Origin of the sequence: Pseudomonas sp. LB-090624 (assembly GCF_003205205.1) — a bacterium.
Lineage (GTDB): Bacteria > Pseudomonadota > Gammaproteobacteria > Pseudomonadales > Pseudomonadaceae > Aquipseudomonas.
In genome coordinates this window covers 1-22,596 of the sequence record NZ_QJRL01000019.1, presented here as the reverse complement: position 1 = coordinate 22,596, position 22,596 = coordinate 1, and the positions used below count along the sequence as shown (strand labels likewise).

The 22,596-nt window shown below is 62.9% G+C and carries 22 protein-coding genes; 5 read left to right on the top strand and 17 right to left on the bottom strand.

Annotated features, from left to right (window positions below; genetic code table 11):
* Window positions 1-9 precede the first annotated feature (9 nt).
* From DMX11_RS17525 to DMX11_RS17490, 8 genes are all read right to left on the bottom strand, one after another.
* Entirely contained in the window at window positions 10-264 is a 255-nt protein-coding gene (locus tag DMX11_RS17525; RefSeq protein WP_110745651.1) for a YkgJ family cysteine cluster protein, read from the bottom strand.
* A 129-nt stretch (window positions 265-393) separates the two neighbouring features.
* Complete coding sequence (locus DMX11_RS17520; protein WP_110745650.1) at window positions 394-876, bottom strand: hypothetical protein; 483 nt, start codon at window positions 874-876, stop codon at window positions 394-396.
* 64 nt (window positions 877-940) lie between these two features.
* A complete protein-coding gene (locus DMX11_RS17515) occupies window positions 941-2,383 on the bottom strand; it encodes a PLP-dependent aminotransferase family protein (RefSeq protein WP_110745649.1) in 1,443 nt (480 codons plus the stop codon).
* A 196-nt stretch (window positions 2,384-2,579) separates the two neighbouring features.
* The gene (locus tag DMX11_RS17510) at window positions 2,580-3,392 is read right to left on the bottom strand and encodes an OmpA family protein (RefSeq protein ID WP_110745648.1); all 813 of its coding nucleotides are present in this window, start codon (window positions 3,390-3,392) and stop codon (window positions 2,580-2,582) included.
* Complete coding sequence (locus tag DMX11_RS17505; RefSeq protein ID WP_110745647.1) at window positions 3,389-3,742, bottom strand: DUF4398 domain-containing protein; 354 nt, start codon at window positions 3,740-3,742, stop codon at window positions 3,389-3,391. The genes DMX11_RS17510 and DMX11_RS17505 overlap by 4 nt, the downstream gene beginning before the upstream one ends.
* Before the next feature lie 9 nt (window positions 3,743-3,751).
* On the bottom strand, window positions 3,752-4,573 hold the full coding sequence (locus tag DMX11_RS17500; protein WP_110745646.1) for an ABC transporter substrate-binding protein: 822 nt from the start codon (window positions 4,571-4,573) through the stop codon (window positions 3,752-3,754).
* Between the two features lie 75 nt (window positions 4,574-4,648).
* The gene (locus DMX11_RS17495; RefSeq protein ID WP_110745645.1) at window positions 4,649-5,578 is read right to left on the bottom strand and encodes an electron transfer flavoprotein subunit alpha/FixB family protein; all 930 of its coding nucleotides are present in this window, start codon (window positions 5,576-5,578) and stop codon (window positions 4,649-4,651) included.
* On the bottom strand, window positions 5,579-6,328 hold the full coding sequence (locus DMX11_RS17490; protein WP_110745644.1) for an electron transfer flavoprotein subunit beta/FixA family protein: 750 nt from the start codon (window positions 6,326-6,328) through the stop codon (window positions 5,579-5,581). It abuts the gene before it with no gap.
* 532 nt (window positions 6,329-6,860) lie between these two features.
* Between DMX11_RS17490 and DMX11_RS17485 the strand changes: the two genes are divergently transcribed.
* A complete protein-coding gene (locus tag DMX11_RS17485) occupies window positions 6,861-8,543 on the top strand; it encodes an electron transfer flavoprotein-ubiquinone oxidoreductase (RefSeq protein WP_110745643.1) in 1,683 nt (560 codons plus the stop codon).
* A gap of 72 nt (window positions 8,544-8,615) precedes the next feature.
* Here the strand turns inward: DMX11_RS17485 and DMX11_RS17480 are convergent, their stop codons facing one another.
* The 6 genes from DMX11_RS17480 to DMX11_RS17455 all read right to left on the bottom strand — a co-directional run bounded on the left by DMX11_RS17480 (window position 8,616) and on the right by DMX11_RS17455 (window position 13,679).
* Window positions 8,616-9,017, bottom strand: a complete 402-nt coding sequence (locus DMX11_RS17480; protein WP_110745642.1) for a type II TA system antitoxin MqsA family protein — start codon at window positions 9,015-9,017, stop codon at window positions 8,616-8,618.
* A gap of 2 nt (window positions 9,018-9,019) precedes the next feature.
* Window positions 9,020-9,316 carry a type II toxin-antitoxin system MqsR family toxin gene (locus DMX11_RS17475; RefSeq protein WP_110745641.1) on the bottom strand — a complete coding sequence of 99 codons (297 nt, stop codon included), beginning with the start codon at window positions 9,314-9,316 and terminating at the stop codon, window positions 9,020-9,022.
* 94 nt (window positions 9,317-9,410) lie between these two features.
* Window positions 9,411-10,736: an MFS transporter gene (locus DMX11_RS17470; protein WP_110745640.1), complete on the bottom strand. Its 1,326-nt coding sequence runs from the start codon at window positions 10,734-10,736 to the stop codon at window positions 9,411-9,413.
* Window positions 10,737-10,807: 71 nt separating this feature from the next.
* Window positions 10,808-11,287, bottom strand: coding sequence for a histidine kinase (locus tag DMX11_RS17465; protein ID WP_110745639.1), 480 nt, complete (start codon window positions 11,285-11,287; stop codon window positions 10,808-10,810).
* Window positions 11,288-11,454: 167 nt separating this feature from the next.
* Entirely contained in the window at window positions 11,455-11,931 is a 477-nt protein-coding gene (locus DMX11_RS17460; protein WP_110745638.1) for a sigma-70 family RNA polymerase sigma factor, read from the bottom strand.
* A gap of 122 nt (window positions 11,932-12,053) precedes the next feature.
* Window positions 12,054-13,679, bottom strand: a complete 1,626-nt coding sequence (locus DMX11_RS17455) for a twin-arginine translocation signal domain-containing protein (RefSeq protein WP_110745637.1) — start codon at window positions 13,677-13,679, stop codon at window positions 12,054-12,056.
* Between the two features lie 182 nt (window positions 13,680-13,861).
* On the opposite strand from DMX11_RS17455, the gene DMX11_RS17450 reads away from it, so the two are divergent.
* The 4 genes from DMX11_RS17450 (at window position 13,862) to DMX11_RS17435 (ending at window position 18,731) form a co-directional block, all read left to right on the top strand.
* Complete coding sequence (locus DMX11_RS17450) at window positions 13,862-15,208, top strand: dipeptidase (RefSeq protein WP_110745636.1); 1,347 nt, start codon at window positions 13,862-13,864, stop codon at window positions 15,206-15,208.
* A gap of 16 nt (window positions 15,209-15,224) precedes the next feature.
* Entirely contained in the window at window positions 15,225-16,514 is a 1,290-nt protein-coding gene (locus tag DMX11_RS17445) for an aminotransferase class V-fold PLP-dependent enzyme (RefSeq protein WP_110745635.1), read from the top strand.
* A gap of 64 nt (window positions 16,515-16,578) precedes the next feature.
* Window positions 16,579-17,700, top strand: a complete 1,122-nt coding sequence (locus DMX11_RS17440; protein WP_110745634.1) for a cupin-like domain-containing protein — start codon at window positions 16,579-16,581, stop codon at window positions 17,698-17,700.
* A 74-nt stretch (window positions 17,701-17,774) separates the two neighbouring features.
* Entirely contained in the window at window positions 17,775-18,731 is a 957-nt protein-coding gene (locus DMX11_RS17435; protein WP_110745633.1) for a siderophore-interacting protein, read from the top strand.
* Window positions 18,732-18,771: 40 nt separating this feature from the next.
* Here DMX11_RS17435 and DMX11_RS17430 read toward each other — a convergent pair whose 3' ends face one another.
* The 3 genes from DMX11_RS17430 to DMX11_RS17415 all read right to left on the bottom strand — a co-directional run bounded on the left by DMX11_RS17430 (window position 18,772) and on the right by DMX11_RS17415 (window position 22,523).
* Window positions 18,772-20,163: an aspartate aminotransferase family protein gene (locus DMX11_RS17430; protein WP_110745632.1), complete on the bottom strand. Its 1,392-nt coding sequence runs from the start codon at window positions 20,161-20,163 to the stop codon at window positions 18,772-18,774.
* Between the two features lie 357 nt (window positions 20,164-20,520).
* On the bottom strand, window positions 20,521-21,843 hold the full coding sequence (locus DMX11_RS17420; RefSeq protein WP_110745630.1) for an ATP-binding protein: 1,323 nt from the start codon (window positions 21,841-21,843) through the stop codon (window positions 20,521-20,523).
* On the bottom strand, window positions 21,840-22,523 hold the full coding sequence (locus DMX11_RS17415; protein ID WP_110745629.1) for a response regulator transcription factor: 684 nt from the start codon (window positions 22,521-22,523) through the stop codon (window positions 21,840-21,842). Before DMX11_RS17415 ends, DMX11_RS17420 begins: the two co-directional genes overlap by 4 nt.
* Window positions 22,524-22,596: the final 73 nt, after the last annotated feature.

Genomic DNA, 22,596 nt, shown 5'->3' with positions numbered 1-22,596 from the left:
TCCAGCCTGTCACGCCGCCGTTATCTGCTCCCACCAGCCAAGAATCCTGATTGCCTCGTCACGGTCGCTGCCGCAGACCTCGATATCCGCCTTGAACCCGCCACACACCGCCGGCCGTTCCGGCTTGCCGAACAGGTCGCAGAGATTGGCAGCAGTCAGGTGCAGGCAGCGCTCGCCAGCCGGCTTGCCATTGGGCATGCGCGGCATTGCAGAAGTGATGGACGGGGCGATGCAGCAGGCACCACAACCCTCACGGCAGTTCATGGCTATTCACCAAAATCAGGACTCCCTGGAACGAAACGGGACGAACGCCCCTGGATAGTAACCGCTCAAACAGGCGTTTGAAATTACTGGCACGATGAAATCTGCCGTGACTCGGCAGTCAGTTTCCGCCTACTGACGATACTCGAAATCGATGGCCGCCCCTTCCACGTCATGACGGCTGTCATTGCGCAGTTGCAGTTGCATCTCGTTGTTGATCAGCCGGCCATTGAGCTGGAACGGGCTGTCACTGGTCTGGGGATTTTCACTGAACATGGGCGGCAGCAAAGGTTTGCGCCGCTGGATCGGCGAAGGTGTACCCACGTTCGGTTCTAGGCTGTTTACCATATCGGCGGGCAAGCTGAGATCCAGCTTTGCCTTGGGCAAGGGCTTGGCAACTGCCTTGCGGACCGGCTTGCGCACCTGCTTGGCCTTGCCCTTGCTGGCCGGTTTTGCCGCCGGTTTCTGCACAGGCCTGGCTGCCGATTTATTCTGCACCTGCTTGCCTTGGCTCGCCTGTACCTGGCCTGCCGGCTGCGCCGCCAAGGCCGGGCTGCCCGGGTAGCAGAACGGTGCAAGACACAGGATCAGGATGAAGTAGCGCAAAGCATTCATGGCAAAAGGACAGACTGACCGGAAAGATGCGTATGCTCCCTGTTCCACAAGCCGCTGGCAAGCCTTACAAAAGTGTGAGCGCAGGCTCCCTGCACAACTGCTGCGCCAGCAAGCCGAGCGTTATCACTGCCCGCTCGGCTTCCTTGTTCCACGGGATGCCACAATTGAGGCGGATACAGTGGTTGAACTGTTCCGTGTTACTGAATATCAGCCCCGGCGCAATACTGATGCCTTGCTCCAGCGCCCGCACATGCAACTCCTGGGTATTGACCCGCCCAGGCAGGCTCACCCAAAGGATGAACCCCCCGGTTGGCCGGGTCATCTGCGTTCCCTCGGGAAAGTGCTGCTGCACCGCCAGCTGATAGGCACTGAGGTTCTTGCGATACTCCTGGCGAATGTAGCGCAGGTGCCGGTCGTAGCCGCCATTTTCCAGGTAGGCCGCAACGCCCATTTGCGTCACGCTGCAGGCCGAATGGGTGGTAAACGTTTGCAGACGCTGAATCTCGTCCTGATAGCGCCCGGCGATCATCCAGCCCACGCGCACCCCTGGCGACAGCGTCTTGGAAAAACTCGAGCAGTAGATCACCCGGTCAAGGCGGTCGAATGCCTTCAGCGCCTTGGTCTTACCCTGCTCGAACATCAGTTCGCCGTAGATATCGTCCTCGATGATCTGGATATCGAAGTCCGAGGCAAGGCGCAGCAACTGTTTCTGCCGCTCCTCAGGAACCGTGCCGCCCAGCGGGTTGCTCAGACGCGCTGTCAGCACCAGGGCCTTGATCGACCACTGGTTGGCGGCCAGCTGCAAGGCTTCGAGGCTGATACCGGTGGACGGGTCGCTGGGGATCTCGATCACTTTCAGGCCCAACAAGTCAGCCAACTGCAGCAAGCCGTAATACGTGGGCGACTCGGCGGCAATCAGGTCACCGGGGCGGGTCAGCACACGTAGCGACATCTGCAAGGCATCGACGCAGCCATGGGTCACGATCACTTCCCGCGGGTCGACCAGGACGCCGGCATCGCGCATGCGGATGGCGATCTGCCGGCGCAGCGGCTCGAAACCCGGGCTGAACATGTAGCTGAAGGCACGCGGGCTATGGAAGCGTGTCACCTTGGCAATCTGCTGGTGCAGGGCGCGCACCGGCAGGTAGTCGACATGCGGTACCGCAGCGCCGAACGGGAACACACCGTCGCGACGCGCCTCGGTCAGCACCTGTTGGATGATACTGGCACGCGTGACCAGACCGGGGCGCTCGACCCGGGCGATGTCCGGGGTTGGCGCAGTCAGGGCTGGGGTCTGGTGCACATAGTAGCCGGACTGCGGCCGCGCACGGATAAGGCCTTGGTCTTCGAGGTTGGCATAGGCCTGCAACACCGTGGCGTGGCTGACGTTGAGCTGGGCGCTCATCTTGCGCACGGAGGGTACCCGCTCGCCTGGCTGGTAGACACCACGACGGATGTCATCGGCCAGTTGCTGGGCGATACGCTGGTACAGCAGCAGGTTGGTCATGGCGGGATCTCAACGCGCGGACGGACTCGTTATTCTTGTGCGACACACTGACGGTAGAGGATACCGTAACAGTTGCAAAGTGTACTGGGACAGATGGCGTGGCTGCCACAACATCTTAGGCGGCTGCAAGATCGAGCGCCGCCCGCGTGCCGCTCGATCTCACAGGTGCCGACAGCACCGAGGCTAACACCCACCCTCAGCGCGCTGGCGCAAGCTTGCCCTTTTCATCGGAGAACACGATCTCGACCCGACGGTTCTGCGCCCTGCCCCGCTCCGAGGCATTGGCCTCGATTGGGTACTGGTCGCCATAGCCTTCAACCTGCAGGCGCTTTTCGTCGATGCCCAGATCCACCAGCATGTCGGCCACCGACTGCGCCCGGTCGCGCGACAGCTTGATATTGTCCTCAGGAGCACCGGTGCTGTCGGTATAGCCCTCGATACGCACCACCCGACGCGGGTTCAGCTGCAGAAACTGCACCAGCTTGAGCACGGTACGGCTGGCCGAGTTCTTCAGGTCGGCACTGCCGGTGTCGAACAGCACATCACCCAGGGTCATCACCAGACCACGGTCGGCCTGCTCCGAGGCCAGCGCAGCAATCTGCGACTCGACCCACTTGCCCTGTTGTTGCACGCTGGCGAGCTTGGCCTCACGCAGCGCCAGTTGCAGGCGCTGACGCTCGAGGTCGAGCTTGGCCCGGCGTTCCTGACTGAGGGCCAGCTTGGCATGCTCGCTGGCAATCTCGCTGTAGCGCTGGCTGAGGTAAGCGTAGTGACGCACATCCGAACCGGTGCCGATATAGCTGGACAACCGCTCGGCACGTGCCAGCGACTCACCTGCGCGAATCACGTCACGCGGCGCACTGCGCAGCACATCGGAATCATCCTTTACCTTCTGGAAGGCGGCGCTTGCCTCATCCAGGGCGGCACTGCTGCGCTGGCTGGCGCAACCCTGCAACCCTGCCGCCAGCACCAGCAATGCCAGTGCGGCCAACGGTGTACGGCAGGTCATGGCTGCACCTCCAGTTGCTTGCGCAGGCGCTTGACCCGCGACTGCAGCAGCTGCAGCTGCTCTTCGCTCTTCTGGTTCAACACCTGGGCCTCGGCCAGGCGCGCATCCAGCTCGGCCTGCTCGGCGCGCATGCGCGCATCGCGGTAGTCTTCAGTCAGCATGTTGCTCTTGGCACGGGCCAGTTTGTCTTCCGCCAGCTTCAGCGTTTCGACCTGCTCAGTGGCACCGACGGCCCTGGCCTGCTCCAGCGCCTGCTCGGAAATGCGCATCTGCTCGTCCGGGGCCGGGTCATTGGCGCAGCCAGCCAGGCCGAGCACGGCCAGGGCAAGGATTAGTGGTTGGATTCTCACGCGATATTCCTAGTGTTTGGGGGCGTCCACCGGTACCTGCAACTGCGCCTTCCAGCGTTCGACATTTCGCTGCAGTACCGCCTCGGTCGCACCTGAGATCGGCAATTCTGTCAGTTTTTTCGCCAGTTGCCCACGCAACCAGCTGTCATTGCAAGCCGAATTGTGCGACAGCGCCAGGTAAAGACCCGGGCGGTCCACCGGCAGGCCGCGGGCGATCAGATCATTGCTCATGCCCAGGCTCTGGGCCATGGCCATGCCGGAATAGCGACCAGCCAGCACATAATCAACCTGGCCAAGCACCAGTTTCTGGAACGCCTGGGTCAGGTTCTGCGCCGGCACCAGCTTGAGCTGGGTCTTGGCAAAGGCGGTGAAGGCCGGGGTCAGGCGTGCGCGCTCGGACAGGCTGCCCTGATACTTGGCCAGGTCGGCCGGGCCATCGAAGGTCAGTTCGGCATCGTGACGGGTCCATACCAGGTATTCGTTGAGCTGCAACGGCGGGTGGATATAATCCAGCGCGGTCAGTTGCTCGACCTGCATGGGCGTGTCGAGCAGCAGGTCCATACGCCCGCTGCGTACCTCTTCCAGCGCCTGATCACGGCGGCCGGCGCTCAACACTTCGACCTTCACACCCAGCTCACCCGCCACCTGACGCAACAGGTCAACGTTGGCACCGATCAGGTGCTTCGGGTCTTTTGGGTCCAGCCACGAATAGGGCGGCGCATCCGGGCTGCCGGTTGCCACCAGGCGCTCGCACTTGCCTGCAGCCATGGCCAGTGGTGACAGCAACAGCGCCACACATGCCAGCACCCTGCCCGTTCCGCGCAACGTCATCCCTCACCCCTCAAGCCATAAAAAAACCCGACCCTCAAAACGAGGGCCGGGTTCTTTATAAGTGAAGCAGGCGGATCAGACCAGCTTTTCCAGCTCCGGTACCGCTTCGAACAGGTCAGCGACCAGGCCGTAATCAGCCACCTGGAAGATCGGCGCTTCTTCGTCCTTGTTGATCGCAACGATCACTTTGGAGTCTTTCATGCCGGCCAGGTGCTGGATGGCGCCGGAGATACCAACAGCGATGTACAGCTGTGGCGCAACGATCTTGCCGGTCTGGCCGACCTGCATGTCGTTCGGCACGAAGCCGGCGTCGACCGCAGCGCGCGAGGCACCGACAGCAGCACCGAGCTTGTCGGCCAGGCTGTACAGATGCTTGAAGTTATCACCGTTGCCCATGCCGCGGCCGCCGGAAACGACGATCTTGGCAGCGGTCAGCTCTGGGCGGTCGGACTTGGCCAGCTCTTCACCAACGAATGCAGAGATACCGGCGTTGTGCGCAGCACCAACCGCTTCAACGGCAGCGGAGCCGCCTTCGGCCGCCACGGCATCAAAGCCGGTGGTCCGCACGGTGATGACCTTGACCGCAGCGCTCGATTGCACGGTGGCAATGGCGTTACCGGCATAGATCGGGCGCTTGAAGGTGTCGGCGGATTCGACCGAGATAATCTCGGAAATCTGGTCGACGTCCAGCAGCGCGGCAACACGTGGCAGGATGTTCTTGCCGTTGGTGGTAGCCGGGGCCAGCACGTGGCTGTAACCCTTGGCCAGCTCGACGATCAGCGGCGCGACGTTTTCCGGCAGGACGTGGGCGTAGGCAGCGTTATCAGCCACCAGCACTTTGGCAACGCCAGCGATCTTGGCAGCGGATTCGGCAACGCCACCGACGTTCTGGCCGGCGACCAGCACGTGCACATCACCACCGATCTTGGCAGCTGCGGCGACAGTATTCAGGGTGGCCGGGGCTACGGCACCGTTCTCGTATTCAGCGACAACCAGGATAGTCATTTAGATTACCTTCGCTTCGTTCTTCAGCTTCTCGACCAGTTCGGCCACCGATTTGACCTTGATGCCTGCGCTGCGGGCAGCCGGGGCTTCGACTTTCAAGGTCTTGTTGGTGGAGGCGAGAGAAACGCCCAGATCGTCAGGCTTGACGGTCTCCAGCGGCTTCTTCTTGGCCTTCATGATGTTCGGCAGCGACGCGTAGCGTGGCTCGTTCAGGCGCAAGTCGGTGGTAACGATGGCTGGCAGGTTCAGTGCAACGGTCTGCAGGCCGCCGTCGATTTCACGGGTGACGTTCAGCTTGTCGCCAGCCACTTCAACCTTGGAGGCGAAGGTGCCCTGGGCGAAGCCGGTGAGCGCGGCCAGCATCTGGCCGGTCTGGTTGTTGTCACTGTCGATGGCCTGCTTGCCGAGGATGACCAGCTGCGGCTGCTCCTTGTCGACAACGGCCTTCAGCGCCTTGGCCACAGCCAGGGAGTTCAGTTCGTCAGCGGCTTCGACCAGGATGGCACGGTCGGCACCCAGGGCCAGGGCGGTACGCAGTTGCTCCTGGGCAGTGGTCGGGCCGACGGAAACGACGACGATCTCGGTCGCAACGCCTTTTTCCTTCAGGCGTACGGCTTCTTCCACGGCGATTTCGCAGAAGGGGTTCATGGACATCTTGACGTTAGCAAGGTCGACGCCGGAGTTGTCCGCCTTGACGCGAACCTTGACGTTGTAGTCGACCACTCGTTTGACAGCTACAAGAACCTTCATGGATTCCTCGTTACTCTCCGGTGAATAGATAGTCGCCTGGGGCCATGCCCGGCGATGCGCGTGGGTACAAGGGCACCTCTAAAAACGTACCGGGAAGCAGCATCTTCACTGTGACCGAACAGTCTTGTCCGGACTCTTGCGACAAATACTCACGGGTCATTTTCTGTCGTGGCGTGTAAACTCCACTACAAACCGGCCTAAGCCCGCAAAACCCTGCTCCACACCTGGTCTTTAGAGGTGTACCTGCGCCCGGCTGCAAGCCTACGGCGAACGTAAAACCGCTCGTATCTTGACCGTAACACCCAATCCGGTCAATACGGCAAATCGGTCACCCTCCAGCCGCGTTCCTGTGATTTTACTGGCCTGCGGCAAATTCAAACAAACGTTTGTATTGGACCCGCCAAGTGGTGTAGATATAATGCGCGGCCAAGACAAAACGGTGTAGTCCGTCATTTGCGCAGCTACAGTTTCGCTCCCGTGATGAGCCACTGCGCGCAAGCACCCATAAGACAAAGCAACAGCACGAGCCTTGATGAGTAGGAGAGAACCAGTGGAACGCGAATACATGGAATTCGACGTGGTCATCGTCGGCGCCGGCCCGGCGGGCCTGTCCGCCGCCTGCCGCCTGAAGCAGAAGGCCGCCGAAGCCGGTAGCGAAATCAGCGTCTGCGTGGTGGAAAAAGGCTCTGAAGTCGGCGCCCACATCCTCTCTGGCGCAGTGTTCGAGCCCCGCGCCCTGAACGAGCTGTTCCCCGACTGGAAAGCGCTCGGCGCACCGCTGAATACCGAAGTGAAGCGCGACGACATCTACGTGCTCAAGGATGCCGGCAGCGCGACCAAGGTGCCTGACCTGTTCGTGCCCAAGACCATGCACAACCAGGGCAACTACATCATCTCGCTGGGCAACCTGTGCCGCTGGCTGGCCCAGCAGGCCGAGAACCTCGGCGTGGAAATCTACCCGGGCTTCGCCGCCCAGGAAGCGCTGTTCGACGACAACGGCGTGGTTCGCGGCATCGTCACCGGCGACCTCGGTGTCGACCGCGAAGGCAACCCGAAAGACGGCCTGTATACCCCGGGCATGGAACTGCGTGCCAAGTACACCCTGTTCGCCGAAGGCTGCCGTGGGCATATCGGCAAGCAGCTGATCAAGCGCTTCAACCTCGACAGCGAGTCCGACGTCCAGCACTACGGCATCGGCTTGAAGGAAATCTGGGAAATCGACCCGGCCAAGCACGAACAAGGCCTGGTGGTGCACACCGCCGGCTGGCCGCTGGACGTGATGGCCAAGGACAACACCGGTGGCTCGTTCCTTTATCACCTGGAAAACAACCAGGTGGTGGTCGGCCTGATCGTCGACCTGTCCTACGCCAACCCGTACCTGTCGCCGTTCGACGAGTTCCAGCGCCTCAAGCACCACCCGGTGATCAGCCAGTACCTCGAAGGCGGCAAGCGCATCAGCTACGGCGCCCGCGCCCTGGCCAAAGGCGGCATCAACTCGCTGCCGAAAATGGTCTTCAATGGTGGCGCGCTGATCGGTTGCGACCTGGGCACCATGAACGTGGCCAAGATCAAGGGCAGCCATACCGCGATGAAGTCCGGCATGCTTGCCGCCGAAGCAGTGGCCGACGCATTGATCGCCGGTAGCGAAGGTGGTGATCAGCTGAACAGCTATGTCAGCGCCTTCAAGGCCAGCTGGCTGCACGAAGAACTGTTCGCCAGCCGCAACTTCGGCCCGGCCATGCACAAGTTCGGCCCGCTACTGGGCGCGGCGTTCAACTATGTCGACCAGAACTGGTTCGGTGGCAAACTGCCGTTCACCCTGCACGATACCAAGCCGGATTACGCTTGCTTGAAGCTGGCCGCCGACTCGCAGAAGATCGATTACCCGAAACCAGACGGCAAGCTCAGCTTCGACAAGCTCAGCTCGGTATTCCTCTCCAGCACCAACCACGAAGAAGAACAACCCTGCCACCTGAAGCTGACCGATCCAAGCGTACCGATCGCCAGCAACCTGCCCCTGTACGACGAGCCTGCTCAGCGCTACTGCCCGGCAGGTGTATACGAAGTGGTCACTCAGGAAGACGGCAACAAGCGCTTCCAGATCAACGCGCAGAACTGCGTGCACTGCAAGACCTGCGACATCAAGGACCCAGCCCAGAATATTACCTGGGTCACCCCTGAAGGCGCTGGCGGGCCGAACTACCCGAACATGTAAGGCCCCTGCCCTTGTGGCAACAAAAAGCCCCCGGCCCTCATGGGCCCGGGGGCTTTTTGTTGGCTGCCATTATCAGGCAGTGCGCACTTCCTCGAAGAGTTCTGGATGGCGATCCAGCAGCTTGAGCAGTTTCACCAACGCCACTGGCGGTGTGGTCTTGCCGTTTTCATAGCGGGAGAACGCATTGACTCCACCACCGAAAATTTCCCCCGCTTCACGCTGGTCGAGGTCGAACTTTCTGCGCATGGAGGCAATAAAGGAAGGATCCACAACATTTGCGTTGACCTGGCGCTCGAATGCCGTCATCAAGTGACTGACGCGCATGGCTTCATCATGACTCAGTACACATTCACCACATGCGGAGCAGTAATCGCCACTTACCTCAGGGATCACTGTCATCTCGCCTTTGTAGCTATAGGGCATGCCCTGAATGTCAGGTGCAAGCTCCGAGCCGCCGCATATTGGACATCTCATGGTTACAACTCCTTGAAAGACACGATGAGCACGTCGTCTACCACGGACAATTTCAAATAAACGTACCCAATTGCTGTAAGCGGGCGATAAACATCCTGCCAAACCCGGTGGTCAATATGGCTGTTCATGCTCTTGTAGAAATCAGTGCGCTTCAAGCTGGTGATCACCTCAAGCATGCCCGGAAAATCCATTCCCAGCGCCTTGGCGCCTTTCAATGCTGCACCCGTAGGACGGATTCGCCTTGCCGCAGCCAGAGCTTTTACCCGCTCCAGCGGGCAATGAGGCATTCTCTTTTCCATGAGAAATTAACCTTCCAGGTTAAATTTGGCTAATAGGTTATTCCAATAGCCCCCACCTGGAAGTCTGCCCCAGTGTCCCGCAGCCGTTACCGGCTCATTTGTCGCCGCACATGACCGGCATCGGCTCCGCCGCAAACACCAATGGCTCACGACGCCCGAAATACAGGGCCGTCAGCAGCCCCACCGCCCCCATGATCAGACAAAACCCGACACACACCCATGGGCTCCACGGCATCAGCGCAATCAGCGCCAGCGGCGTGGTGCTGGCCCACAGTGCGTAAGCCACGTTGTAGGTGAAGGAAATCCCCGAAACCCGGATCTCGGCCGGGAACAGCCCGACCATTACCGAGGGCACCACCCCCACCACGCCACAGCTCAACCCTGCCAGCGCATACGCCAGCCAGGTCATCCCCCACTGCCCCACCAGGCTGGCGTACAACGCGCCGATACCCAGCGGCAGCAATAGGCTGTAGAGCATCAGCGCGCGCCAGGCACCCACACGGTCGACCAGCAGCCCGGCCAGCACGCAGCCGATGTTGAGGAAGACGATGCCCACGCTGCTCAGAGCGAAGGTGTACCCGGCACTCATGCCGAAACGCTGCTGCATAACCGTCGGCGTGATCACCACCAGCACCACCACCGCCGAGGTCAGCACACAGGTCAGCAGCGCGGCGGGGATCAGCGCCCGGCGGTGCTCGCCCAGCACGCGTCGCAACGGGAACGTCACAGGTTGCGCCTGGCGCGCGCGCAGGGCGAGAAACACCGGTGTTTCACTGAGCCAGCGGCGCAGCCACACCCCCATCACACCAAACACCCCACCCAACAGGAACGGGTAGCGCCAGGCGTAATCGAGGATTTCCTGCGGGGTGAACAGTTGCGCCAGCAAGGTCGCGGTCAGCGCCCCCAGCAGGTAGCCGAAGGTCAGCCCGGCCTGCAGAAACCCCAAGGCATAGCCGCGTCGCCCGTTTGGGGCATGCTCGGCGACAAAGGTCCACGCGCTGGGCACCTCCCCGCCTACAGCAGCCCCCTGGAGGATACGCAGGGCCAACAGGACCAGCGGTGCCGCGTAGCCAATGTCGGCGTAGGTCGGCATCACCCCGATCAGCAGGCATGGCAAGGCCATCATCAGGATGCTCAGGTTGAACACCCGCTTGCGCCCCAGGTGGTCGGCGAAGTGCGCCATCAAGATGCCGCCTAGCGGCCGCGCCAGGTAACCGGTGACGAAAATGCCGAAGCTTTGCAGCAGGCGCAGCCATTCGGGCATTTCGGGTGGAAAGAACAGCTGGCTCAGGGTCAGCGCAAAGAACACGAAAATGATGAAATCGTAGATTTCCAGCGCGCCGCCCAGCGCCGCCAGGCCCAGAGTCCTGTGGTCGCCGCGGCTGAACCGGGGCGGGCGAGCGGTATCGATGGCAGTCATGGCAGTGTCCGCAAATCGGCAAAGCGCAAGAGCATAACAAATCGCTGCCCGGTTGCCCGCTGGCGGCTTGGCTAGCGGTTGAACACCGTGTGCGCGAAGTTGGCCCGTGGCCGTGGCCTGACAGCATTGGCAGGCGCGTTGCCCGGCAGCGGCAACTTGCCCACCAGCAGGGGGGCATCGATGATTGCCATGAACGTCTCCAGCGCCTCGCTATCGGGCGCCTGCGGCAGGCTCAGGCTGACGGCCTGGCGCTCGGTTTGCGGCACCGCAGGCACTTTCAACTGGCTGGAGTGGTACAGCAGGGCGTGCTGGATCTGGGTGCTGACGCGACAGAAGCGCGCCAGGTCGACGCCGGCATGGCTGGCCAGTTCGATATTGCCCAGCAACAGGTTGAAGGGCTGCAAGGCGCACAGCACCAGGCGCTGTAGCTCCTCGAAACTGTCCACTGGGGCTATCCGGTAATAGCCCAGGCCATTGAGCAACCGCTCCATCTGCAAGCGCTGGCACGGGTGTTCATCGGCGATAAGAATGCGCAGGGTCTTGTTTGCCATGGGCGGACCTGGGCAGCTGGGTAATGGGCACGCTCCATGACCATACTGCGCCAGTGACGGCGACTGCCAGAGTAACGCAGGCAGCGGTCTTCTTTGATAGAAGCCGGAAAAGCCGCATAAATCAAGTGATTGACTGACGGAATTTGCATTCGCCTTTAGCCAGGCAATCAGGATTCCCACTGCCGCATGCGCACCCGGCAGTGCTTCATGGCATTGACGATGTGCTTTTCCACCAGGCTGCGCGAGATGCCCAGGCGCTCGGCGATCTGCAGATGTGACAAGCCTTCGATCTTGCGTAGCAGGAAGCTTTCGCGGCAGGGGCCGGTCAGTTCGTCAAGTGCCCGCTGCATCAGGGCCAGGCGCTGATCGAGCTGCAACTCCTGCGCTAGCGCCGGCACGTGCCAGCACTCATCACTGTCCAGAACCTCCAGCGGCTCGGCCTGACGCACCAGATGGCGACGATGGCGGTCTACCAGCAGGTTCAAGGCGGTGCGGTACAGGAAGGCGCGCGGATGCTCGATCTGCCCGTTGTCCGTTCGCTCCAGTACCCGCAGGTAGGCATCGTGGGCAACATCCTCCGCCGCCTGACGGTTACCCAGGCGCGCGGACAGGAAACTCACCAATTCACGATAGTAACGTTCCACAACCACACCTGGAATCGTCCTGCACCCCCACGCTGGGGCCGATGCAGAACTGAGTGATATCAGCGCGCGATCTTACAAAATATAATGATTCTCAGCAACGCATGCTTGCACTGCGTTTACCGTCAGCCCGACGCCTGCACGAGTTTCAGATTGCGGGCGTACCAAGGCCGCTGCGGCACCCGTGGTCGCAAGCGGGCAAAGAGGTCTTCGTTGCCGTATATGATGCGCAACGCCAGCTTCATGGTTTCCGGGTCCATCTCGACACTTCGACCCGGCCGCAGGCCCGGCACCGTGGAGCAGCCATGGGTATCGGGGCCAAGCCATGGGTCCGCCACCTCCACCCAGCGCCCGGGGGCGAACCAGGATACGCCGTTCACCTGCAGGCGACGGATCTCGCCCGGGTGGATCCGCTCATGGGCGCGAAACCAGTCGTCGATCCGGTCGTCGATCCAGCCATGGAAATGCCAGAACACCGGATTTACATGTGACGAGAACGGGTCGCCGAGAAAGTCGTTGCGCGCCTCGAACCAGCGCTCGGCAAAATCACCCGGCGTACGTGCGGCGGGCACCGGCATACCGTTGGACGGGTCGCGCGGCACCGCTGCCCAGCGCATGTGCAACCAGTCATGCAGGCCCAGCTCCAGCTCTGAGCCGAACTGCCCCAGGGTCAGCTTGCCCAGGTAATCCGGGTCACTGTATCGCGACTCCCAGACCTGGAAGTTGCCATGGAAGGTGTCTGGGCTCTTGATGGCGCGTACCCACTGGGTGTATTCCGGGTCGTCATGGGCCAGCCAGGTGGGTGGCAGGGCGTTGCCGTCGTGGTTGTCGTAGTACCGCGCAAACCCGATGCGGTCACGCTCGAGTTCCGGCTGAGGCAACGGGAACCGGGCCCACGAGGGCAGTGCCTGCAGGGCCCTGGCACTGCCAAGCATGTGCCGGTGCATGAACAGGAAGTCCTCTCCGGAGCCGTTGCGATCCTTGTGTCGGCCACGTGCATCACGCTCCTGGCCACGCGGCCCGGGCTGCCAGCCCAAGCCACGCAGGGCGGACTGCTTGTCTTCTTCCAGCTTGTGCCATTTGTCCCGTGAAGCGTGCCAGAGCTGGTGGAACAGCCGGTGCTCCGGTGCAATCAGCCAAGCCAGCAACTGTGGCGACAGCGGTGTACGTTCGCGAGCCTCCGGGAAGGGGCGCTTCAAGGCCAGGAAGCCATTGTCCAGCACAGGCAGTGACAGGGCGCGGTCCAGGGCCGAGACACGGCCGTTGAGCGTTGCCGGCCCGGCATTGCCAAAGGCGCCCCAGACCTCATCGATCACGACATGGCATTCATAGCGCGCCTGCCCGGCACCGGGCTCGGTTGAAAACAGCCGCCAGCGCAACGTCCCGGGCTTGTCCGTCAGCAAGTCACCCATGACCCGGTAACGTGGTTCCTGCTCACTGCGCAGCCGTTCGGCGGTGTCCAGGTAGCCGCGCAGCCCCCGGCCATTGCTGGCGACATCCAGAAACAACTCCAGCTCGCCGTCGGGCAGGCCCTGCAGCTGGGCATCCTTGCCCTGTGCAGTCCAGCGCCAGACACCCCGCAGGATGTCGCCCAGCTGCTGCAGGCGGGTATCGGCCAACTCGACAACAGCCTCGCCAGGCGTTTCCGGAAACGCCTCGACATCCCGCTGGCGCTGCACATACAGCGCACCAGGCACTGCTACGCCCGTCAATGCCACAGCGGCGATGAACCCGCGTCGAGAAATCGTCATTGCCACTACCTGTGCCTTCATTGCGGCCATGGAGCACGGCCCGTCCAAGGCTAGAACGTTGTACCTGCGCTGAAATTTAGCGCCGCGGCCGGGGCGGCTAAATTTCCTTCGTGTCGACTCGTTCACCCCAGGTAGCGGCGGCCCCTGTGCCATCCCTCGACGGTGAACCTACTGAGACCAAGATGACGACACCACGCTGGAAAAAAGCCCTGTACATCAGCCTGGCTGCGGCAGTCGCCGCGGGTGCCGGTCTGGCTGCCTGGTACCATTTCGCGACCCCTGGCGGTTACCCCCGGGAGGTGGTTCGTCAAGCCAACGACTTACAGGAACGCATCCTCTCGTTCGACAGCCATGTCACCTTGCCGCTGGACTTCGGCAACGAAGGCAGCGAAGCCGACAAGAATGGGCCGGGCCGCTTCGACCTGGCCAAGGCTGCCCAAGGGCGGTTGTCTGGCGCGGCGCTGACCATCTTTGCCTGGCCCGAATCCTGGACGGGCGCAAACAGCCCGCATCGCCCCACGCCTGGCTTCGTCGAGGCGGCCCGGCATACTCAGGAGGTGCGCTACAACGCGATCACCGCGATGGTGCGCGACTTCCCTGAACGCGCTGCGGTTGCCTACACCCCTCAGGACATGCGGCGCTTGCACGGCGAAGGCAAATTCGCGGTGTTTCTGAGCATGCTCAATGCGTATGCGCTGGGGGACGACATCGACCAGCTCGACCGCTGGGCGGCACGCGGGGTGCGCATGTTCGGCTTCAGCTATGTCGGCAACAACAGCTGGGCCGACTCGTCTCGTCCCCTGCCATTCTTCAACGACACCGTCGATGCACTCGATGGCCTGTCCCCAATCGGCAAGCGCGCCGTACAACGGCTCAATGACCTGGGCGTGATCATCGATGTCTCGCAGATGTCCACCAAGGCACTGACCCAGGTCCTCCAGATCAGCCGTACACCAGTGGTGGCCTCGCACTCCGCACCGCGGGCCATGGTCGATATCAACCGCAACCTGTCCGACAAGGAAATGCAACTGATCAAGGATGGCGGCGGTGTCGTGCAACTGGTCGCGTTCTCCAGCTACCTCAAGCCGCTCAGCGCGCAAACCCAGGAAAAGCTCAATACCTTGCGCGCACGCTACGCCCTGCCGCCACTGGCAGACCTGAACTACGCGCTGATGCCAGGTGACCCGGTCATTGCCGGCTGGCCGGAGCAGAAAGTCGGGCAGTACGCCAATGAGCTCTACGCAATCCTCGATCAAGAGCCCCCGGCGACGCTGAAGGACTACGGTGATGCCATCGACTACACCGTGCGCAAGATCGGCATAGACCACGTAGGGATCAGCTCTGACTTCAACGAAGGCGGTGGTATCGACGGCTGGCACGACGCCAGCGAGGCACGCAACGTAACCGCCGAACTCATCACCCGCGGCTACTCGGAAGCCGACATCGCCAAACTGTGGGGCGGCAACTTCCTGCGCGTCTGGGAACAGGTGCAGAGCGCCGCCCACGGCACCGAACCCTCTCAGCGCTAAGCCATCGAGCACCTTCATGAACGACCGCCGCACCTTTCTCAAACAGGCTGGCATCCTTGCCGCCAGCCTGCCGCTTGCCGGCCAGCTGCTACCGGTTGCCGAGGCGGCCACGGCGATCCCGAGCGCCGGCAACCAGCGTTGGGCCGATTTTCGTCGCCTGTTCGAACTCGACCCCAACTATGCGCACTTCGCCAATTTCCTGATCACCTCTCATCCAAAGCCGGTACGCGAAGCCATCGAGGCCCTGCGTGCACGTTTCGACCGTCACCCGGCGCGAATGGTCGACTGGGATGCCCAGTCGGAGTGGAAACACGAGGCGGAGGTACGCCAATGGGCGGCACGCTACCTGGAGGTGGCGCCACGCCAGATTGCCCTGACGGGCAGCACTACCGAGGGCCTGGGTTTGATCTATGGCGGCATCAAGCTGGCGCCCGGCCAGGAAATCCTGACCACGGTGCACGAGCACTCCGCCGCCCGACAGACCATGAACTACCGCAGCGCCCGCGATGGCAACCCGGTACGCAGGCTGCGCCTGTTCGAGCAGCCCTGGCAGGTGAGTACCGACCAGGTGCTGGGCACCTTGCGTGCGGCCATCTCCCCGCAAACGCGGGTGCTGGGTATGACCTGGGTACATTCAGGCAGCGGGGTCAAACTGCCGGTTGGCGAAATCGGCGCGCTGGTACGCGAAATCAATCAGAACCGGGATGAGCGCGACCATATCCTGTATGTCATCGACGGGGTGCACGGGTTCGGTGTCGAAGACATGCGCTTCGCTGACCTGAACTGCGACTATTTCATCTCCGGCACCCACAAGTGGATGTTCGGCCCGCGCGGTACCGGCATCATCTGCGCTGCATCCTCGGCGCTGGGGCAGCTGCACCCGAGCATCGCCACCTTCTCCGAAAACGAAGATTTCGCCACCACCATGAGCCCGGGCGGCTACCACGCCTTCGAGCACCGATGGGCCTTGGGCAAGGCATTCGAATTGCACCTGCAAACCGGCAAGGCAGCCGTGCAGGCGCGTATCCACGCCCTCAACGAATACCTGAAACAACAGCTGGAAAGCCTGCCCGCCATCGAACTCGTGACCCCGCGCAGCAGCACTCATTCAGCGGGTTTCACCTTCTTCCGCGGCAAAGGCCAGGACGCCGACGAACTGGCCAGGTACCTGACGAGCCAACGCATCGTCGTCGACGCCGTTTCGCGCGATGCCGGGCCAGTGGTGCGCACTGCGCCGGGCCTGTTGAATACCGAAGCGGAAATCGACCGACTGGTCGACGTGCTGCGCCAGCGCTTGCGCGCTTGACAGGCCGCGCCAGGCATCGCGATCCCATGCCAAACCTGCACAACGACAACCGACGAGGCTTACCGTGGACTTTCAGCGCATACTCGAAAAACTGTTCGTCAATGCCCATGCCGTCGGTATCGAAGGCGTGTTCCAGTTCGACTTCGGCCAGGGGCTCGCCTACTGGTCGGAGGTATGCGACAACCCATGCACGGGGGGTGGCCGGCATGAGGCTCCGGACGTCACGATCGAAGTGGCCCAGGATGACTTCCTCGGCATCATGGCGGGCGCTGTCGACGTAGAGGAGCTGTTCGCCAGCGGACGCCTGAAAATAACCGGCAACATGGGCCTGGCGACCCTGCTGCCGCAGGTTATCAGCAGCGCGCGGCAGGGCACGACCGCCAGCAAGGCCGCGATGAACCAGCGCTACCCCACGCCAGGACGCTACAGCGAGGAGGTCTCGGCAGCCCAACCCGTGCTGCATGAGGTACAACGCCTGTCACGGGCCGAAATGCCGCCGTCGCGGTTTCACCATGAACACCTTTCAACGGGCGTGCCAGTGGTGCTGAGCGATGCCCTTGGCGACTGGCCGCTGTTCACCATGGGCCGTGACGCCTCGCTGGCCCACTTTGCCGAGCTGCAGGGCATCACCCGGCATGGTGACTACGTGAAGAAGACTTTCTCTACCGACCGCGACTTCCGCGCCACCTCCATGGCCGACTTCATCGCTTCGCTCGACAAGCCGGCCAAGCCCGGCGAGCCGCCCGCCTACATGGGCAACAATATCGTGCCGGAGAAGCTGCAGGCCCTGATCCGCTACCCGGACTACTTCGATCGCCAGCGCTTCATTCCACCGCGCATCTGGATCGGCCCCAAAGGCACCCTTACACCCCTGCACCGGGATGATACCGACAACCTGTTCGCCCAGGTCTGGGGGCAAAAATCGTTCATCCTGGCAGCACCGCACCATCGCGCCGCACTGGGCACCTGGTCAACCAGCCCGAAGGGCGGCCTGGACGGCTGCGACTTCAACCCCGATGCCCCCGACTACGAGCGCTTCCCCGAAGCCCGTGAAGTGCCCTTCTTGCGCGTGGTATTGCAGGCCGGCGACTTGCTGTTCCTGCCCGAGGGCTGGTTCCACCAGGTAGAGTCGGTGTCCACGTCGCTGTCGGTGAACTTCTGGGTAGATTCCGGCCGCGGCTGGTAACCGGCGATCACGGCAACCTAATTCGCGGGGCCAACAGCTCGTCCACAAAGAAACACCCCTGCAAAAGGCCCCGCATGTCCAGCCTGACCCAAACGCTGCAACAAGGCCTGCGCCGCTTGCTGGGCAGCCGCCCGGCCGCCAGTGCCTATCGCCTGTTCGACCTGGTGCTGCACCAGCGAATCGAACTGAGCCCATCCTTCGTGCGCATGGTGTTCAAAGCCCCCGAGGTGGCCCAAATGACCACGCGTGCGCCCGACCAACGGGTGAAACTGTTCTTCCCCGGCCCGGATGGCTCACTGCCCAGGTTGCCCGACAGCCAGCACTGGAAAACTGCGCTGGAAGCGCTGCCAGTGGCCCGGCGCCCGGTGATGCGTACCTACACCATTCGCGCCCTGCGCCGCGAAGCACATGAGGTGGACGTGGATTTCGTAATGCACGGCGTCAACGGTCCGGCTTCGACCTGGGCGACTCACGCCCAGGTGGGCGACCGCTTGCAGATGCTGGCCCCGCACCTGGCCCATGAAGGCCAGCTGGGCGGCTATGAGTGGAAGCCACCCGCAGGGGTGCGCAGCGTGTTGTTGGCCGGCGATGAAACGGCACTGCCGGCTATCGCCGGCATTCTCGAATCCCTGGCACACGACGCGGCGGAGCTCAACGTAGAGGCCTTCATCGAAGTCCCCCTGGATGCCGACTGCATCGCCCTGCAACACAGCCCGGCCACCCGCGTGCACTGGTTGCCCAGGGACGTGCTGCGCTGCGCGCACGGCCAGGGTCTGCTGCATGCCGTGAGTGAACTGGCCAGCCTGCCACAAGGCCATGCCGCACCAGGCATGCGCCTGAAGGAAGTGGATATCGAGAAACGCATACTGTGGGAACAGGCCAGCAGCACCGGCAGCGCATTTTACGCCTGGGTGGCGGGAGAGTCGGCGACCGTGATGGCCATACGTCGGCACCTGATCAAGGAGCGAGGGTTGCAGCGCGAGTGCCTTACCCTGATGGGCTATTGGCGGGCCGGGCGGTCCCTGGGTTGAGTTGGCACAGCCGGGGCCGCAAAGCAGCCCCGGCAATTGGTCAGACTGCCGCGATCAACGCCTCGGCAAAGCGCTGCGCCACCTCATCGACCTGCTCGCCGCTGATGATCAAGGGCGGCAGGAAGCGCACCACCGCGCCATGCCGCCCGCCCAGCTCCAGGATCAACCCGCGCTTGAGGCACTCGCGCTGCACCTTGGCCGCCAGCTCATGGTTGGCCTGCGGGTAACCCAAGGCATCCCGTTTGCCTTGTGGATCCACCAGTTCCACCCCAAGCATCAAGCCACGCCCGCGAACATCACCCAACTGCGGATAATCCCGTTGCAACTGCAACAGGTGCTGGCGCAAGCGCAGCCCCATGGCCTCGGCATGCTCCGGCAGGCGGTGCTCGACCAGGTAGTTGATCACCGCCGACCCCGCCGCCATGGCCATCTGGTTGCCACGGAAGGTACCGGCATGAGCGCCCGGCTTCCAGGTGTCCAGCCAGTCGCGATACACCACTACCGCCAGCGGCAGGCTGCCGCCGATTGCTTTGGACAATGTCACCACGTCGGGCACGATGCCGGCGTGCTCGAAGGCGAACATCCGTCCGGTACGGCCGAAGCCGCTCTGGATCTCGTCGACAATCAGCGCCACGCCCGCCTGCTCGGTAATGCGCCGCACGCCCTTGAGCCATTCGATGTCAGCCGGAATTACCCCGCCCTCACCCTGTACCACTTCAAGGATCACGGCGGCAGGCAGCGGTACACCGCTTTCAGGGTCGAGCAGCAGGTTTTCCAGGTAATGCAGGTTGGCCTTCACACCGGCCTCACCACCCAGGCCGAACGGGCATCGGTAATCGTACGGGTACGGCATGAATTGCACGCCATTGCTCAGCAGCGCACCCAGCGGCTGCTTGGGGCCATGGCTGCCCATCAGGCTCAACGCGCCTTGGCTCATGCCGTGGTAAGCCCCCTGGAAGGCCAGTACGGTGCTGCGCCCTGTTGCGCCACGTACCAGCTTGAGGGCCGCTTCCACGGCGTCAGTACCGGTCGGGCCGCAGAACTGCACCTTGGCCTGCCGACGCAGGGCCTCGGGCAGGATGCCGAACAGGTCCTGGACGAAGCGGTCCTTGACCGGGGTGGTCAGGTCGAGTGTATGCAGCGGCAGTTCGTCAGCCAGCACGCGCTGGATTGCCTCGATCACTGCCGGGTGATTATGCCCCAGGGCCAAAGTGCCAGCGCCGGCCAGGCAATCGATGAACTGGCGGCCTTCGACATCTTCGACATGGATACCACGGGCGCGCTTGAGCGCCAGTGGAATGCGCCGCGGGTAGCTGCGGGCGTTGGACTCTTGTTGCTGCTGGCGCTGCAGCAAGGGTGAATCGGTGAATTCGTACAGGGGCTGCGGCGCGCTGGCCGGTGCGACCTGGGCAAGGCTGGAAGCGGTGGACATGGGTGAATCCTCGCAAGCAAGCGAATGGGCAGTTATCGCTTTGAAAACGCTTGAGTGCGGGGAGGATTTAGCGGTTGTTGCGGGATTTATTTGGATCTGTGCCGGCCCTTTCGCGGCTGAACCCGCGTGTGTCTTTATGGGGATTGATCACTGCGCGATCGAGGAAAACTTCCCAAACACGGTGCATGGCGCGGGCTGCGCCCGTGTTCGCGGGGCAAGCCCGCTCCCACAGTGATTGCGCTAGATTCGAGAAACTGAGCAAGCCAGTTGTTTCCCCAGGTACTGCATCAGCCTCAAGCCTGCGGGGTACCTGTGGGAGCGGGTTCACCCGCAAAGCGCCCGGACAGGCGATAAACATCAAGGCCTAGTCCGCGCCGGGACTTGCAACAGCACCCGCAACCCGTCACTACGGCTGTCGAACCTCAGGCTACCGGCACACCGCTGCACGATCGCCTGCACAATCGCCAACCCGAGCCCGCAACCCCCACTCTGCCCATTGCGCCAGAAGCGCTCGGTCAAATGCTCCAGGTCCGCGTCGGCAATTCCAGGCCCGTGATCGCGGACCATGAACCCCACCTGCCCGTCGGCCATCTGCACGTCCAACTCAACCGCCTCGTCACCGCCATGACGCAAGGCGTTGTCCAGCAGGTTGCGCAGTGCTGCCACCGCCAACGGTGCCGGCATGCCCAGGTAGATTTGCGTAGCCTCCTCAGGCAGACGCAGCACGATACGCCGGTTGTCGCCGCCGCCGGCATCCTGCATCGCCTGCCGCGCCACCTGCTCGGCACTGCACTGCACGCCATCCTCGAACGACAAGCTGCCTTCTACCCGCGCCAGCATCAGCAACTGCTCAAGCGTGCGGTGCATGCGGTCGGTGCCCTGCTCGGCATGCTCCAGCGCCTGCTCGCGCACTGCACCGTCGGTCATGCGCGCCACCTGCAGGTGGGTCTTGATCGCGGTCAGCGGGCTGCGCAGTTCATGTGCAGCATCGTCGGTCAGGCGCCGCTCACGCTCGATGGTCTGGGCAATGCGCAGAAACAGCTGGTTCTGGGTCTCCAGCAACGGCTGCAACTCGCTGGGCATGCCTGCCACCTGCAGCGGCTCGACACTGTCCGCACGCCTGCGGCGCAAGGCATCGCGCATGCGGTTGAGCGGCTCCAGGCCCTTGCCAAGGCCAATCCACAACAGCCCCAGGCTGCCGAGCAGGGCCATCAATACCGGCGCCGAAGCCGCCAGCAGAATCGACTGGTTCAGCGCCTCGCGTTCCATGTGCCGGTCGGCCGTGGTGATGCGCACATCGCCATGGTTGTAGGTGAAGGTGCGCCACAACGCATCGTCGATGGTCTGGTCACGGAAGCCACTGCGCTCGTCATCCATGGCGCCATCATGCTTGTGGTTGCTGGCGAGGATCTCGCCACGCAGCGAGCTGACCTGGCAGGCCATGCCGTCCGGCACGCTGAACTGGTCGGCAGAAAAGTGCGCTTCGCCGCCCTTGGCGGTCAGCGGTTGCGGCAGCTGGTCGATCAGCCCGGCAACCATCCGCGCCGAAGCCACCAGGCGCTGGTCGAGGGAAAACATCATCTGCTGGCGCAGGTCACGCAGCATCCACGCAGCAGCCAGCACCCAGATGATCACGAAGGCACTGCCCAGGATAAGGCTCAGGCGTACCCGCAGGCTCATGATGCGGCCGCCTCCGGCGCTTGCGCCGGGCCCAGGCGATAGCCGAGGCCGCGCACGGTCTCGACGATACCGTTGCCGAGCTTGCGCCGCAGGTGATGGATATGCACATTCAGGGCATTGCTCTCGACTTCGTCGCTAAAACCGTAGACGCAGTCTTTCAGTTGCTCGCTGGACAGCACCCGCCCAGGGTTCTGCAGCAGCGCCTGGAGCAGGGCCTGCTCACGGCGGGACAGGTCGACATGCTGCCCCGCCAGGGTAGCCTCGCAGCTGCTCGGGTCATACCGCAGCGGGCCGTGCTCGATCACGTTCACCGCGCGCCCGGCCACCCGTCGCAGCAAGCTATGCAGGCGCGCGGCAAGCTCGCGCAGGTCGAAGGGTTTGAGCAGGTAATCGTCGGCACCGGCCTGCAGGCCATCGACACGATCGGTGACGGCATCCCGGGCAGTGAGCACCAGTACCGGCAGTGTCTCGCCTTTCTCGCGCAGGCGGCGCAGCAGCTTGAGGCCGTCTTCGTCGGGCAGGCCGAGGTCGAGGATCATCACGTCGAACTGCGCGGCCTGCAGCATCGCCCGCGCCGCGGCAGCATTGCCCACCCGGTCCACGGTCAGGCCCTGAGCGGTGAGGCCGGCGCAGATGCCGGCGGCGATCAGGTCGTCGTCCTCGCAGAGCAGAACGTGCATGGTGGGGCTCCCGGAGTGGTGTGGCTGGTATTGCACCTTGGGCGGATTAAGGGGGGATTATGGACCTTTTGTG